General features: G+C 65.4%; 12 protein-coding genes. 1 reads left to right on the top strand and 11 read right to left on the bottom strand.

From position 1 onward, the window contains the following. Window positions 1–52: 52 nt before the first annotated feature. The 11 genes from ACN9M1_RS12625 to ACN9M1_RS12575 form a co-directional block, all read right to left on the bottom strand. Window positions 53–532 (bottom strand): cupin domain-containing protein, encoded by a 480-nt coding sequence (locus tag ACN9M1_RS12625; protein WP_426394833.1) that lies wholly within the window; start codon window positions 530–532, stop codon window positions 53–55. Window positions 533–590: 58 nt separating this feature from the next. Continuing rightward, window positions 591–986 carry a VOC family protein gene (locus ACN9M1_RS12620; protein WP_199032449.1) on the bottom strand — a complete coding sequence of 132 codons (396 nt, stop codon included), beginning with the start codon at window positions 984–986 and terminating at the stop codon, window positions 591–593. A gap of 544 nt (window positions 987–1,530) precedes the next feature. Further along, on the bottom strand, window positions 1,531–2,262 hold the full coding sequence (locus tag ACN9M1_RS12615) for an LrgB family protein (RefSeq protein WP_426394831.1): 732 nt from the start codon (window positions 2,260–2,262) through the stop codon (window positions 1,531–1,533). Continuing rightward, window positions 2,259–2,636: a CidA/LrgA family protein gene (locus ACN9M1_RS12610; protein WP_426394829.1), complete on the bottom strand. Its 378-nt coding sequence runs from the start codon at window positions 2,634–2,636 to the stop codon at window positions 2,259–2,261. Before ACN9M1_RS12610 ends, ACN9M1_RS12615 begins: the two co-directional genes overlap by 4 nt. A 37-nt stretch (window positions 2,637–2,673) precedes the next feature. After that, window positions 2,674–3,918 carry a glycolate oxidase subunit GlcF gene (gene glcF / locus ACN9M1_RS12605; protein ID WP_426394827.1) on the bottom strand — a complete coding sequence of 415 codons (1,245 nt, stop codon included), beginning with the start codon at window positions 3,916–3,918 and terminating at the stop codon, window positions 2,674–2,676. A 12-nt stretch (window positions 3,919–3,930) separates the two neighbouring features. Next, window positions 3,931–5,064 (bottom strand): glycolate oxidase subunit GlcE, encoded by a 1,134-nt coding sequence (gene glcE / locus ACN9M1_RS12600; protein ID WP_426394825.1) that lies wholly within the window; start codon window positions 5,062–5,064, stop codon window positions 3,931–3,933. Window positions 5,065–5,087: 23 nt separating this feature from the next. Then, the gene (locus tag ACN9M1_RS12595) at window positions 5,088–6,008 is read right to left on the bottom strand and encodes an ion transporter (RefSeq protein ID WP_426394823.1); all 921 of its coding nucleotides are present in this window, start codon (window positions 6,006–6,008) and stop codon (window positions 5,088–5,090) included. A 17-nt stretch (window positions 6,009–6,025) separates the two neighbouring features. Further along, the gene (locus ACN9M1_RS12590) at window positions 6,026–7,519 is read right to left on the bottom strand and encodes an FAD-linked oxidase C-terminal domain-containing protein (RefSeq protein WP_426394821.1); all 1,494 of its coding nucleotides are present in this window, start codon (window positions 7,517–7,519) and stop codon (window positions 6,026–6,028) included. A gap of 78 nt (window positions 7,520–7,597) precedes the next feature. After that, window positions 7,598–9,541, bottom strand: coding sequence for a PEP/pyruvate-binding domain-containing protein (locus tag ACN9M1_RS12585; protein WP_426398860.1), 1,944 nt, complete (start codon window positions 9,539–9,541; stop codon window positions 7,598–7,600). Between the two features lie 583 nt (window positions 9,542–10,124). Then, the gene (locus ACN9M1_RS12580; RefSeq protein ID WP_426394819.1) at window positions 10,125–11,015 is read right to left on the bottom strand and encodes a LysR substrate-binding domain-containing protein; all 891 of its coding nucleotides are present in this window, start codon (window positions 11,013–11,015) and stop codon (window positions 10,125–10,127) included. Between the two features lie 14 nt (window positions 11,016–11,029). Next, complete coding sequence (locus ACN9M1_RS12575) at window positions 11,030–12,448, bottom strand: FAD-binding oxidoreductase (protein WP_426394817.1); 1,419 nt, start codon at window positions 12,446–12,448, stop codon at window positions 11,030–11,032. 106 nt (window positions 12,449–12,554) lie between these two features. On the opposite strand from ACN9M1_RS12575, the gene ACN9M1_RS12570 reads away from it, so the two are divergent. Next, window positions 12,555–13,112 carry a cob(I)yrinic acid a,c-diamide adenosyltransferase gene (locus tag ACN9M1_RS12570; protein ID WP_426394815.1) on the top strand — a complete coding sequence of 186 codons (558 nt, stop codon included), beginning with the start codon at window positions 12,555–12,557 and terminating at the stop codon, window positions 13,110–13,112. Window positions 13,113–13,178: the final 66 nt, after the last annotated feature.

Genomic DNA, 13,178 nt, shown 5'->3' with positions numbered 1-13,178 from the left:
GGGCCCGGTGCAATGCGCGCCATGGTTTGACCCCCGCAATTACCTGATAGCCCTACGCCCCGAAGGGCGTCAGCTCGCGTTGCGGGTGGATATCCACCACATCCACCTGCTCGCCACGGCGCAGCATGCGCTTGCCCAGCCGGGGGAAATCGGCAATCTCGATATTCAGATGCTCGCCGCCGCACAGGTAGAGCAGATCGTCCTTGCCGCAGTTGCGCAGGTGGTGCGCCACGCCCACGGGAAAGGCCATGAAATCGCCCGCGCGCACGGTGAAGATGCTGTCGTCGATCTCGGCCTGCGCCTCGCCCGAGAGGATGTAGATCCATTCCTCTTCGCGCTGGTGCGAGTGATAGACGAACGACTCCTTGCCCGGCGGCACGCGCGCAAAATTCACGCCGGTGCGCTTGAGCCCGAGCAGCCGGCCCATCATGGTGCCGTGGATTTCCGACAGGCTGTTCCAGGGGTGTGAAAACGACTGCGTGCGCGCAGCAATATCCGCGGCGCGCATGAGATACGGGGACTGACTCGGCATGGTGTTTTTCTCTGTCTCGTAGGGAAGACCGGCACCCGCGTACCGGTCTTTGGGGCGCTTACTGTTGCAGTAGGTACGCCTGGGTCTTGGCATCGGGCTCGTGCAGGCCGACGCGGTTGCCTTCGGTATCGACGATGTGGGCGATGCGGCCCATGTTGTCGGGCAGCGTCATCGGGCCGAACACGCATTGGCCGCCGCTGCCGTTCACGCGCTCGAGCACGGCATCCAGGTTGGGCGCATTCAGGTAGACCACGCTGCCCTTGTCGGATGGGGCAAAGCCCTCGCCCTTGACCAGCGCGCCGTGAATCGTCGTCTCACCCGCCGGGAACACGCCCATGGTCAGGTCGCCCATGTCTTCCTGCTTGAGCTGCGTGTCGAAGACGTTCTCGTAGAACTTCACCGCACGCGGGAAATCGTTGGCGGGGATTTCAAACCAGTTGATGACGCTTGCCATGATGTTCGCTCCGATCAGTGGCGCAGGCGGTTGGGGGATGCCGTTGCCGGTTAAGGTGGAGCGATTCTGGCGGGGGGCTCCTGACAGCGTTCTGTCAGGAGCATTCAGGAGGCGAGCTTGCGACGTGCGCGGCGGCCCCGTTCATGCACACCGGAACGCCGAGAACGCCAGTCTGAGCCCCGTGAATGCACAAAAAAGCAGCGTTCATGACAATCCAAGGCTCGATAACGACAGTCTGAGGCTCGTTATTGCATAAAAAAGCAGCATTGATGAGTGTCAGAGGGGCGTGAACGACAGTCTAAGGTTCGTTAATGCATAAAAAAGCGGCATTGACGAGTGTTGGAGGGTCGTGAATGACAGTCTGAGGCTCGCTATTGCTCAAAAAAGCAGCATTAACGTCTGTCGGAGGGACGTGAATGTCGGTCAGCGGCGCGTGAATGCGCAAAAAAGCGGCATCCGCGAGGGGCAGCGCGGCGTGAGCGCGGGTGTGGCGTTCGGCCACGCCCACGACATCCGCGTGGGCGTGGCTTGGCCGTGCGTGCATTCAGTGCGGAATCCAGCCCGCCAGCAACGGCACGAGTATCGCCGTCAGCACACCGTTCAGCCCCATGCCCAGGGCCGAGAAGGCGCCCGCTTCCGGGTTGACCTGGAACGCGCGCGCCGTGCCGATGCCATGCGCTGCAATGCCGGTCGCAAAGCCGCGCACGCTGTACTCGCGAATGCGCAGCAGGTTCAGCAGCCGCGTGGTGGTGGTTGCGCCCACGATGCCGGTTATCAGCACCAGCACCGCCGTGATCGTCGGTGCGCCGCCGATCTTCTCCGAGATGCCCATGGCGATCGGGATGGTCACGGATTTCGGCGCCATCGATCGCAGCGTTTCCGGCGATGCGCCCAGCAGCCAAGCAATGCCCACTGCTGACACCACCGCCACGACCGACCCCGCCAGCAGCCCGATCATCAGCGGGATCGCATGTCGGCGCAGCTTCGCCCATTGCTGATACAGCGGTACCGCCAGCGCCACCGTCGCGGGGCCGAGCAGGAAGTGCACGAACTGCGCGCCATCGAAGTAGGTCTTGTACGGCGTATGCGTCACTGTCAGGAGCGTGCCCAGGATGACCACCGCAATCAGCAGCGGATTGACCACGGGGTTGAAGCCGCTGCGTTCGTGAAGGCGCACGCCGATCAGGTAGGCGATGAGCGTGGCGGTCAGGCCCAGCAGCGGGCTGGCGGCCAGGTAGACCCAGAGCTGGTGCAGGTTGGGTGCCATCGTGTTCATGGGGCGAGCTCCTCGTTGGCTTCGCCCTGGTCGCCCATACGGCGCATCAGTGCGCGCGTGACGAGTGCGCCTGCCGCAATCGACAGCCAAGTCGACACGACGGTCGCCACCACGATCGGCAGCCATTCCTGCCCGATGCGGTTCAGTTGCGTCATCACGCCGACGCCCGCGGGCACGAACAGGATGGTCAGGTGCCGCAGCAACTCGCTGACAGTGCCCTGCATGACCTCAAGCACACGGCCCTTGTCCACCAGCAGGTAGATGACCAGCAGCACCATGCCGATCACCGGACCGGGCACCGGCAGGTGCAGCGAATACGTCAACAGCTCCCCCACCGACTGGAACGTCAACAGGATCGCGAAGGTTTGCAGCATGGGATCTCCGAAACAAATGAGGCGGGTCGTCTGAACGTCAGGCCAGCATGCGGTCGACCAATTCGATCCAGTGCTCGACGGGCGTGTCGGTGCCGCTCTGCAGATGCGTCACGCAGCCGATGTTGGCGGTGACGATGCGCTCGGGCTGAACAGCTAGGAGGTTGCGCAGCTTGTCGTCACGCAGGCGGTAGGCGAGTTCGGGCTGCAACACCGAATATGTGCCTGCCGAGCCGCAGCACAGGTGGCTATCGGCGCAGAGCTTGACGTCCACGCCCAGCGAGCCGAGCAGCGTTTCCACCGCGCCGCGAATCTGCTGGCCATGCTGCAGCGTGCAGGGCGGGTGCCATGCCACGCGCGGGCGCTGTGCTTCGGGTTTGGCTTTCTGCACAAGCTCGGCAGAGAACGCCGGCAGTACCTCGCACAGGTCGCGCGTCATGGCCGACACGCGCGCGGCACGCTCGGCATAGGCGGGGTCGTCGCGCAGCAGGTGGCCGTATTCCTTGACCATCGCGCCGCAGCCAGAAGCCGTCATGACGATGGCCTCGGCGCCAGCTTCGATATGCGGCCACCACGCATCGATGTTGGCGCGCATGTTGCCGAGGCCGCCCACGTGGTCGTTCATGTGATAGCGGATGGCACCGCAGCAGCCGGCACGGTCTGCGCTGATGAGGTGCACGCCCAGCTTGTCGAACACACGTGCCGTGGCCGCATTGATGTTGGGCGACATGGCCGGCTGCACGCAGCCTTCGAGCAGCAGCATCTTGCGGGCGTGCGCGGTGCTGGGCCGCACACCGGCATGCGGTTGTCTGGCTGGGACCTTATTGCGCAGCACCGGCGGCAACAGCCCGCGCACCGCTTGCCCAACCTTGAGCGCGGGGCCGAACAGCGCGGGCCGCGTCAGGCTCTCGCGCAGCACCCAGCGCACGGCGCGCTCGCCCAGCGGCCGCGATTCGCCTTTCGCATCGAGTTGGTCGTCGACGATCTTGCGGCCGATCTCCACCAGGCGGCCGTAGGTCACGCCAGACGGGCAGGTCGATTCGCAGTTGCGGCAGGTCAGGCAGCGGTCCAGGTGCAGGCGCGTGGCCTGGCCGGCGGGCTGGCCCTCCAGCACCTGCTTCATCAGGTAGATGCGCCCGCGCGGGCCATCCAGCTCGTCGCCGAGCAATTGATAGGTCGGGCAAGTGGCCGTGCAGAAGCCGCAGTGCACGCACTTTTGCACGATGCTTTGGGCTTCTTCGCCGTCGGGGGTGTTGCGCAGGAACGCCGCGAGCGTGATTTGCATGATGAGCGTGCGTTAGAAGTCAGCGTACAGACGGCCGGGGTTGAAGATGCCGTGCGGGTCGAAGCTGTCCTTCAGGCGCTTGTGCACGGCCATCAGCGGCGCGGCGACGGGCGTGAAGATGTCGCTGACGCGGTCGCCATTGCGGAACAGCGTGGCGTGGCCGCCGGCCTTGTGGGCGGCATCGCGGACTGTGTCGGCGGGTGTGCTGGCGGTGTCGATCCACCAGCGTTGTCCACCACCCCATTCGACGAGTTGTTCATCAGCCGAGGCGTGGCCGAATGTCAGCGGCGGCGTAGCCGGGGGCAGGGCGATGCGCCATAGCGGCAGGCTGCCTTGCAGGGCGCGCGCAAAGAACGCATGCGATTGCTCACGCAGGTCGCGCCAGAACGCGGCAGCTTGCGCATCGTCGACACGCTCGCCGCCGAGCTTGGTGATGGCGGCGCGCACCGCCGCATCGGCACCGCTCAGACGCACCCACAGCGCACCGTCGATCCACGCAGACGCGGCAATCGGCAGCGGCTGGCCGCCCCAGCGGTTGAGCGTGTCGATGGCCTCGGCTTGCGGCATCGCAAAGCGCAGCGTCGCATCGCAGAACGGCATCGGCAGCACCTTCAACGACACCTGCACGACGAGGCCCAACGTACCGAGCGCGCCTGCCATCAAACGCGAGACGTCGTAACCGGCCACGTTCTTCATCACCTGGCCGCCGAAGTTGAGCATGTCGCCACGGCCATCCATGACCACGGCGCCGAGCACGAAGTCGCGCAGCGCGCCCACCGATTGCCGTCGTGGGCCCGACAGGCCGGACGCAAACGCACCGCCTACGGTGGCCAGCTTGCCGTTCGCAGCAAAGTGCGGCGGCTCGAAGGCGAGCATCTGCTTGTGCTCGGCCAGTGCGGCTTCGATCTCGACGAGCGGCGTGCCGCTGCGCGCGGTGATGACGAGTTCCGCGCAGTCGTAATCGACGATGCCGGACCACTCGCGTGTGTCGAGCACGGTGCCATTCGGCGCTGGTGCGCGGCCATAGAAATCTTTCGTGCCGCCGCCGCGCAGGGTCAGCGGTGTGCGGCTGTCGGCGGCCTGCGCAATGGCGTCGCGAAAGCGCGCGAGCGTGGGGGAAAGCGTGGTGTCTGGCGTGGTTGACATGTCGAATGTCCGGGCACTGCAGCTCACTGGCTGCTGGCGGTTTCCGTGGAAAGGGGCGGCAGCTTGGTCGCGCAGCGCTTGCAGAAGACGGCGTCGGTGTCGTGGCCTTCGGTGGCGCAGTGCGTGCAGGCGCGCGTCTTGGGCGAGCGCTCGCGCATGGTGTTCACCAGTTCCGCGCCGATGATGCCGGTGGGGAACGCGATGATGCTGTAGCCGAGCAGGATGGTCATCGACGTGATGAACTGGCCCAGCGGCGTCTTCGGCACCAAGTCGCCGAAGCCGGTGGTGGTGAGCGTGACCACCGCCCAGTACATGCTGACCGGAATGCTGGTGAAGCCATGCTGCGGCCCTTCCACCACGTACATCACCGTGCCCAGGATGATCGTGATGATGAATACCGTACCCAGGAACACGAAGATCTTGCGCCGAGCGTTGACCAGCGCGCGCAGCAGCACCTGCGCTTCTTCAAAGTAGATCGTGAGCTTGAGCACCCGGAACACGCGCAGCAAGCGCAGCAGGCGCACGTCCACCAGATACGCCATTTCCGGCGCAAAGACGGCCAGCCACGTCGGCAGAATCGACACGAAATCGATCACGCCGTAGAAGCTCAGCACATAGCGCCAAGGCTTGCGCACCACCAGAATGCGCATGACGTACTCGGCGGTGAACAGCAGCGTGAACAGCCATTCGAGCACCGTGAACAAAGCGCCGGCGCGGTCGTGGACGCTGGGCAGGCTGTCGAGCATCACCACCGCCACGCTGGCGACGATGGCGAGCAGCAGGACCTCGTCGAAGCGTCGGCCCGCACGGGTCTCGGCCTCGAAGATGATGATGTACCAGCGGCGGCGCCACCCGTCGTCTTCGGGTTTGCCGAGGTATTCGCCCAGGCGCGCGTTGTGGGCGTGCCAGCGGTATCGGTCGGGGCGGGATGGGTTCTGGCTCATGGCAGGCTGGGGCGGGCTCAGAAGCGCGGCAGATCGGGATGCGGCAGCAGGCCGTTGCGCACGTGCAGCTTGCCGTATTCGGCGCAGCGCGCGAGCGTGGGGATGGCCTTGTCGGGGTTCAGCAGACGCGCCGGGTCGAAGGCGGCCTTCACGCTCAGGAAGGCATCGCGCTCTTCAGTCGAAAACTGCACGCACATCGAGCTGAGCTTTTCCACGCCCACCCCGTGTTCGCCGGTGACGGTGCCGCCCAGTTCCACGCACGTTTCCAAGATGTCCGAGCCGAACAGTTCAGCGCGGTGCCATTCGTCCTGGTCTTCGCCGTTGAAGAGGATGAGCGGGTGCATGTTGCCGTCGCCCGCGTGGAACACGTTGATGCAGCGCAGGGCGTACTTCTGCTCCATCTGCTGAATGCGCCGCAGCAGCGTGCCGATGTGCTTGCGCGGGATGGTGCCGTCCATGCAGTAGTAGTCGGGCGAGATGCGCCCCGCCGCCGGGAAGGCGTTCTTGCGCCCGCTCCAGAACTTCAGCCGTTCGGCTTCGCTTTGCGACACCTGGATGCGCGTGGCGCCCGAGGCGCGCAGCACCTCGCTCATGCGCGCGATTTCTTCGGCCACCTCTTCGGGCGTGCCGTCGGATTCGCACAGCAGGATGGCGGCGGCGTTCAAGTCATAGCCGGCGCAGACGAATTCTTCGACAGCCGCTGTGGCCGGCTTGTCCATCATCTCCAGTCCGGCCGGGATGATGCCCGCGGCAATCACATCAGCCACGGCGTTGCCGCCGGCCTCCACGTCATCGAAGCTCGCCATGATCACTTGCGCCAACTGCGGCTTGGGGATCAGGCGCACGGTCACTTCCGTCACCACGGCCAGCATGCCTTCGGAGCCGATCACGGTGGCCAGCAGGTCCAGCCCGGGGGCGTCGGGCGCCTCGCTGCCGAATTCGACCACCTCGCCGTCCATCATCACGGCGCGCACGCGCAGCACGTTGTGCACGGTCAGGCCGTACTTGAGGCAGTGCACGCCGCCCGAGTTCTCGTTCACGTTGCCGCCAATCGTGCAGGCGATCTGCGACGACGGATCGGGCGCGTAATACAGCCCATGCGGGTTGGCGGCTTCCGAGATGGCGAGGTTGCGCACACCCGGCTGCACGACGGCGGTACGCGTGGTCGGATCGACCTTGAGGATGCGCTTGAACTTGGCCAGCGACAGCACCAGCCCACCCGGCGTGGGCATCGCACCGCCCGACAGGCTCGTCCCCGCGCCGCGCGGCACCACGGGCACGCCCATGCGGTGGCACACGCGCAGGATTTCGACGACCTGCGCCTCGGTGTCTGGCAGCACCACGGCGAGCGGCACCTGCCGGTAGGCGGCGAGGCCGTCGCATTCGTACGGAGTGGTGTCTTCGCGCTTCCAGAGCAGGGCCTCGTCGGGGACGATCTGCGACAGCGCGGCGGTCAACTCGGCCTGCAGGGCAGACTGATCGCGGGTGGAGGAGGGCAGCGGCGCGTTCATGGGGTGTCTCGCATGGTGGTGCCCGGCGGCGAGGCCGGGACGTAGAACACTATAGTTGCAGCGGCAGACCTGCGGCGCCTAGAGGCGGTTGCCATCAATGTAGGGCCGGGATTGCAGGATGACGATGTCGTTGCCAACGACCGCCCACTCGATGTCCTGTTCCTTGCCACCCAAAGCTTGCTTGGCCTTGTTCCCCACCGCAGCCAGCCGCGCGATCAATGCATCGGTCAGCACCTGGCGCGACCCGGTGAGCGACACTTCGCGCACGCCGCCGTTGGTCTCGGCCACCAGTTGGGTGTCTTCCTCGGAATGGCTCAGCACTTGCACCGCCTTGGACCAGCTCGAGTACATAACCTGCTCGGCTTGCCGCTTGCCTTCCACCACGCGGATGCCGAGGCCACGTTTGGCGGAGATATAGCTGATATGGCGGCGGCCTGCGTCAAACGGGTCGCGGGTGATCATCACGCCGGAGCTATCCGACGGTGCGGTCACTTGCACCAGCACCGCCATCGACACGGCATCCTGACCCAACCCCGCCGCTTGCCGCGCTTCGTACGCCTCGAAGTTGTAGACCGATGCCCAGACGGTCTGCACCGCATGGACCAGCGCATCGAATTGCGTCACGTTGGGCACGGTGGTGTACAGCCCCGCACCGCTGAAGCCTGGCAGGTCTTCCGAGTTGGACGAGCTGCGCACGAAGACGCCGCGACCGTGCAACTGGTTCTCCCATTGCGTTTGCAGGGCGTGCACCAGTGCGGCGTCGGGCGGGGCATCGGCAATTTCCGCACGCAGCGTGGCGAGCGCCTCCTTGCGTACCGCCGCATCTGTGGCGAAGCCCGGGCGTTGCTGCAACGTGGCGAGCCGCTGCGGTATGTGCAGCCGCTGCATGGCGGCCTGGAATTGCGAGAACGGAATGCAGAAACCATCCGGCACGCTGGCGGCGGGCGGCAGGGCGGATTTGAGGGTGCCGAGGTTGGCGGCCTTGCTGCCGCAATAACGGCTGCTCTGGGCGCGCAGTGCCGACAACGGTTTGAGGCTGGTGACAGACAGGTCAGGCCTGGGCAATGTGCGCGATGTCTGTGACGCTGGCTTGGGCGCGACGGCTGCGGGGCGGTCGGTCGGGTGCACCTGGTAGTCGTTGGCGCTGACATCCAACGTCACCCACTGCCCGTCGTATTGCCGCAGCGTCGCCTGCGCATCGCGCACGTAGGCATTCGGAATGTGCCAGCCCTTGGCCAGCAGGTTCGCGTGTGACAGCAGGGTAGAGGGCCGCTGCGTAATCAGACCCGCGATGGGAGGCAGGGAAATCGGCACCTCGTCCAGCACCACGATGTCTTGCGGCGAGAGGTCCATGGCCTGCTCGACCGAGGCGATGATGCGCAGCCGCCCTTGTGCGCGGCCTGTGTTCAACGGCAGGAAGGATTGTTCGCGCAGCAGTGCCTCCTGCGTGACGAAGGGCACGTTGGCGGATTGCGCAGTCTGCTCGTGCAGCGTGGAGTTCGACTTGAAGCGAATCGCATCGTAGAACGAAGCGTGCACGGCCTTGTCGGCCCGCAGCAGCATCGCCGGGGTGAGCTTGTCGCCCTCCCAAAACTCGTAGGTGTAGCCCGGCAGGTTCTGTTGCCAACTCAGGGTGCCGAACAGGAAGCGCCGCTGCGGGCTGGTGTATTGCGCGTTGAGCGTAGCCTTGTCCCACTTTGCAATGCGCTTGTCCTGCTGCACGAAGCGGTCGTGCAGCACGTAGCGCGGCGTGTTGATGTAGTCGATTCGGCCGCCGTTTTGCAGGTCAATCACGAACAGCACATGCGGCATTTCCAGTGGTGTGCCGCGGTTGTAGACCCGCGCCAACTGCATGAAATCATCACGGCTACGGATGTTCGACAGCGAGGCGGGGCCCTTCTTGCTCCGCATGTCGTCCACGGGCGAGCTCTGGCGTGCTTCGTAAGCGGACGGCTTGCGCGCGATCTGCGCGAGGGCGGCTTGATCATTCGCCACGGCCAGAAACAGCGCGCACAGCGCCATGCGAGAGACGGGGGTGTGCCGGGGGCGGCGAGGTGTACGGGTTGGATTCACGGTGTGTTGCTGGAAACAAGCGGTGCTGCAGGCCCAAGGCCAACTGCACCACCCAGGGTGCCGCACGGCGGCTGTCCTGAGCGTTGGGGTGGGAGGCACTATAGCGCCGCTACAGCGCTGCGCGCCGGGTGAAGGACTTTTGCGGCGATGAATTTGGCTCGCCCAAACGGCCAATCGCGTTCATCGCGGTGCAGCAAGGCTGCGATTGCCGAGGGCGGACCTTCAAGCTCCGCGATTGACGCTTCCACTGCCGACGGCGGAGCTCAAAGCTCCGACTTCCACACTAAAAGTTTCGAATCTGGAGCTCAAGTGCTCCGGCTGCGGAGGTCAAACGGTCAGCGTTGATGAAAAAAGCAGCAACGCCGGAGCAAAAAGAGTCGGGCTTTGGACCTCCGAGGTGCAACGTCGGACCCTCGAGGTCTGGCGCTGCTGCTTTTTGCATCAACGTCGGAGGTCGAGAGGTCCGACGTCGGTACTAAAAGTTTCGAATCCGGAGGTTTGAGGTGCGATGGCCCGCCACAGCGCGGGCGGGTTACCAATCCAGCCCGAGCAGCCAGTCCACAAAATGCTGCGCCTCGGGCTTCATCGGCGCCTGCTCGCGCTGGACGATGTAATAAGCATGCGGCGACGTCGACTCAATATCCAGCAGCCGCACAATCTGCCCCGAGGCCAGCCAGTTGCGCGCCATGGCCTGACGCACGAGCGCCACGCCCTGGTTGGACGCCACCGCCTCCAGCATCAGGCCGATGTCATTGAAGAGCGAGCCGGTAGCGGGCTCCGGTGCATCCAGCCCAGCGGCTTCGAACCACGGGCGCCACGGCTCCAGCGGGCTGCGCAGCAGCGTGAGGTTCAGCAGTTGCGAGGCTTCGGTGATGGTGTTGCCGCTGATCTGCTCGAAGTAACCGCGCCCGCACGCCGGAAACACCGGCTCGTTGAGCAGCAGCGTGGTCTTCAGGTCCGGATAGCGGCCGGTGCCATAGCGGATTTCCACATCGGTGTCCTCGGCCTTCACGTCGAGGAAGGGGATGGAGAGATGCAGCTCGACGTCGATGTGCGGATACAGCGCGTTGAACTCGGGGATGCGCGGCACCAGGTGCTGGCGCCCGAACGTGGGCGGAATCGCCACGCGCAGCCGTGCGCGCTGCTTGCTGAATTCGGGCCGCGCCAGTTCGTGCAGGGTCTTGAGCGCATCCTGCACGCTGCGCAGGTAGCGCGTGCCGGCAGCCGTCAATCGCAGCGCCGTGCCGGTGCGCACGAACAGGTCTTCGCCCCAGAGTTCTTCCAGGTTCTTGATGCGGTGGGACACCGCGCTGGGCGTGACCGACAGCTCTTCGGCTGCACGCGCGAAGCTCGCATGGCGCGCCCCCGCCTCAAAGGCAATCAGCAGATGCAGCGGAGGAACGCGCTTGAAGACGGAGGACATGCGGAGTCTGTCGCTTACAGGTGGAAGATCTTGCCGGGGTTCAGGATGTGCTTCGGGTCCAGCGCCTGTTTGACGCTGCGCATCAGGTCGATGGCATCGTTGCCGTGCTCGGCGATGAGGAAGTCCATCTTGTGCAGGCCGACGCCGTGTTCGCCCGTGCAGGTGCCGTCCATGGCAATCGCGCGCGCGACGATGCGCTGGTTGATGCGCTCGGCTTCTTCCAGTTCCTCCGGCTTGTTCGGGTCGATCAGCAGCGCGACGTGGAAGTTGCCGTCGCCCACGTGGCCGACGATGGGGGCGGGCAGACGCAACGCGCTGGCGAGCAGGTCTTTCTCGGTTTCCACCACGCATTCGGCCAGGCGCGAGATCGGCACGCACACGTCGGTGGTGACGGCGCGGCAGCCCGGCTTGAGCTGCAGGAACGCGAAGTACGCGTTGTGTCGGGCGTTCCACAGGCGGCTGCGGTCTTCGGGGCGTGTTGCCCATTCGAAGCCTTGGCCTTTATGTTCAGCGGCGATCTGCTGGACGGTCTCGGCCTGTTCCTGCACGCCATGCTCCGAGCCGTGAAACTCGAAGAACAGCGTCGGCATCTCGGGCAGCGTCAGCTTGTCATACTGGTTGATCGCGCGGATGGCGAGCGCGTCGACAAACTCCACGCGCGCAATCGGCACGCCCATCTGGATGGTGTCGATCACGGCCGACACCGCGTCGCCCATGCTCGGGAAGGCGCACACCGCGGCGGACACCGCTTCCGGTTGCGGATACAGCTTCAGCGTGATCTCGGTGATGACGCCCAGCGTCCCCTCGCTGCCGATGAACAGGCGCGTCAGGTCATAGCCCGCCGACGATTTGCGCGCGCGGTTGGCCGTCTTGATGATGCGGCCGTCGGCGGTCACCACCGTCAGGTTCAGCACGTTCTCGCGCATCGTGCCGTAACGCACGGCGTTGGTGCCGGAGGCACGCGTGGCACACATGCCGCCGATGGATGCATCGGCACCCGGGTCGATCGGGAAGAACAGGCCCGTCTCACGGATCTCGGTGTTGAGCTGCTTGCGCGTGACGCCCGGCTCGACCGTTACGGTCAGGTCTTCGGGGTGAACGGCCAGCACATGGTTCATCTGCGAGAGATCGAGGCTCACGCCGCCGGCCACGGCCAGCAAGTGGCCTTCGAGCGACGAGCCGGCGCCGTACGGAATCAGCGGAATTTCGTGCTCAAAGCAGAGCTTGGCGACGGCGGCGACTTCGTCGGTGGTCTGCGCGAAGACGACGGCATCGGGCAGCATCGGGTCGTAGGCGGATTCGTCGCGGCCGTGGTGGGCACGCACGGCTTCGGTGGTGGAGACGCGGTCGCCGAAGCGGGCACGCAGCGCATCGAGCATGGCCGGCGGAATCGGCTTGCGCACCAATCCGGGATGGGGGAGTGGGTGGTTCATGGTGTCTCGCGGTGTTGTGCGGCTCTGGCTGGCCTGAACGGTAATTCTAACGCCGGGGCCTTCCGCGGCTTGCGATAATGCGGGCATCCACCCTAGGAGACCCACCGTGGGCAACCGCTTATCCAAGATCGCCACGCGCACTGGCGACGACGGCACCACCGGCCTCGGCGACGGCAGCCGCACCGCAAAGGACAGCCTGCGCATCGCTGCGATTGGCGATGTTGATGAACTCAACTCGCACATCGGCGTGCTGCTGACGGAAACGCTGCCCGATGGCGTGCGCGCGGCGCTCACGGCCATCCAGCACGACCTGTTCGACTTGGGTGGCGAGCTGTGCATCCCGGGCTACACGATGGTCACCACCGCGCACGTGCTGCGGCTGGACCAATGGCTGGCCGATTACAACGACGATCTTCCCCGGCTGGCCGAATTCATCCTGCCCGGCGGCAGTCGCGCGGCGGCGCAGGCGCACATCTGCCGCACCGTCGCGCGCCGGGCCGAGCGCAGCATCGTCGCGCTCGGCCGTGCAGAGACAATTGGCGAGGCACCGCGCCAGTACGTCAATCGGCTGTCGGACCTGCTGTTTGTGCTGGCCCGTGTGCTGAATCGCGTGGACGGCGGCACGGATGTTTTGTGGAAGCGCGAAGAGCACAAGCCCGCGTAATCCGCATCAGCGCATCAAAACAAAACGGCCCGGTTGTGTACTGGGCCGTTTGCTTTGCAGAGAGAG

The organism is Ralstonia sp. R-29, from assembly GCF_049913345.1.
Taxonomy (GTDB): Bacteria; Pseudomonadota; Gammaproteobacteria; order Burkholderiales; family Burkholderiaceae; genus Ralstonia.
Note: the sequence above shows the minus strand (reverse complement) of the source record. Positions and strands in the feature narration are given on the sequence as shown.

Coding starts and splice junctions, on each gene's coding strand:
- ACN9M1_RS12625 (WP_426394833.1), bottom strand. CDS start 532: ATGCCGAGTCAGTCCCCGTATCTCATGCGCGCCGCGGATATTGCTGCG.
- ACN9M1_RS12620 (WP_199032449.1), bottom strand. CDS start 986: ATGGCAAGCGTCATCAACTGGTTTGAAATCCCCGCCAACGATTTCCCG.
- ACN9M1_RS12615 (WP_426394831.1), bottom strand. CDS start 2,262: ATGAACACGATGGCACCCAACCTGCACCAGCTCTGGGTCTACCTGGCC.
- ACN9M1_RS12610 (WP_426394829.1), bottom strand. CDS start 2,636: ATGCTGCAAACCTTCGCGATCCTGTTGACGTTCCAGTCGGTGGGGGAG.
- glcF (WP_426394827.1), bottom strand. CDS start 3,918: ATGCAAATCACGCTCGCGGCGTTCCTGCGCAACACCCCCGACGGCGAA.
- glcE (WP_426394825.1), bottom strand. CDS start 5,064: ATGTCAACCACGCCAGACACCACGCTTTCCCCCACGCTCGCGCGCTTT.
- ACN9M1_RS12595 (WP_426394823.1), bottom strand. CDS start 6,008: ATGAGCCAGAACCCATCCCGCCCCGACCGATACCGCTGGCACGCCCAC.
- ACN9M1_RS12590 (WP_426394821.1), bottom strand. CDS start 7,519: ATGAACGCGCCGCTGCCCTCCTCCACCCGCGATCAGTCTGCCCTGCAG.
- ACN9M1_RS12585 (WP_426398860.1), bottom strand. CDS start 9,541: ATGGCGCTGTGCGCGCTGTTTCTGGCCGTGGCGAATGATCAAGCCGCC.
- ACN9M1_RS12580 (WP_426394819.1), bottom strand. CDS start 11,015: ATGTCCTCCGTCTTCAAGCGCGTTCCTCCGCTGCATCTGCTGATTGCC.
- ACN9M1_RS12575 (WP_426394817.1), bottom strand. CDS start 12,448: ATGAACCACCCACTCCCCCATCCCGGATTGGTGCGCAAGCCGATTCCG.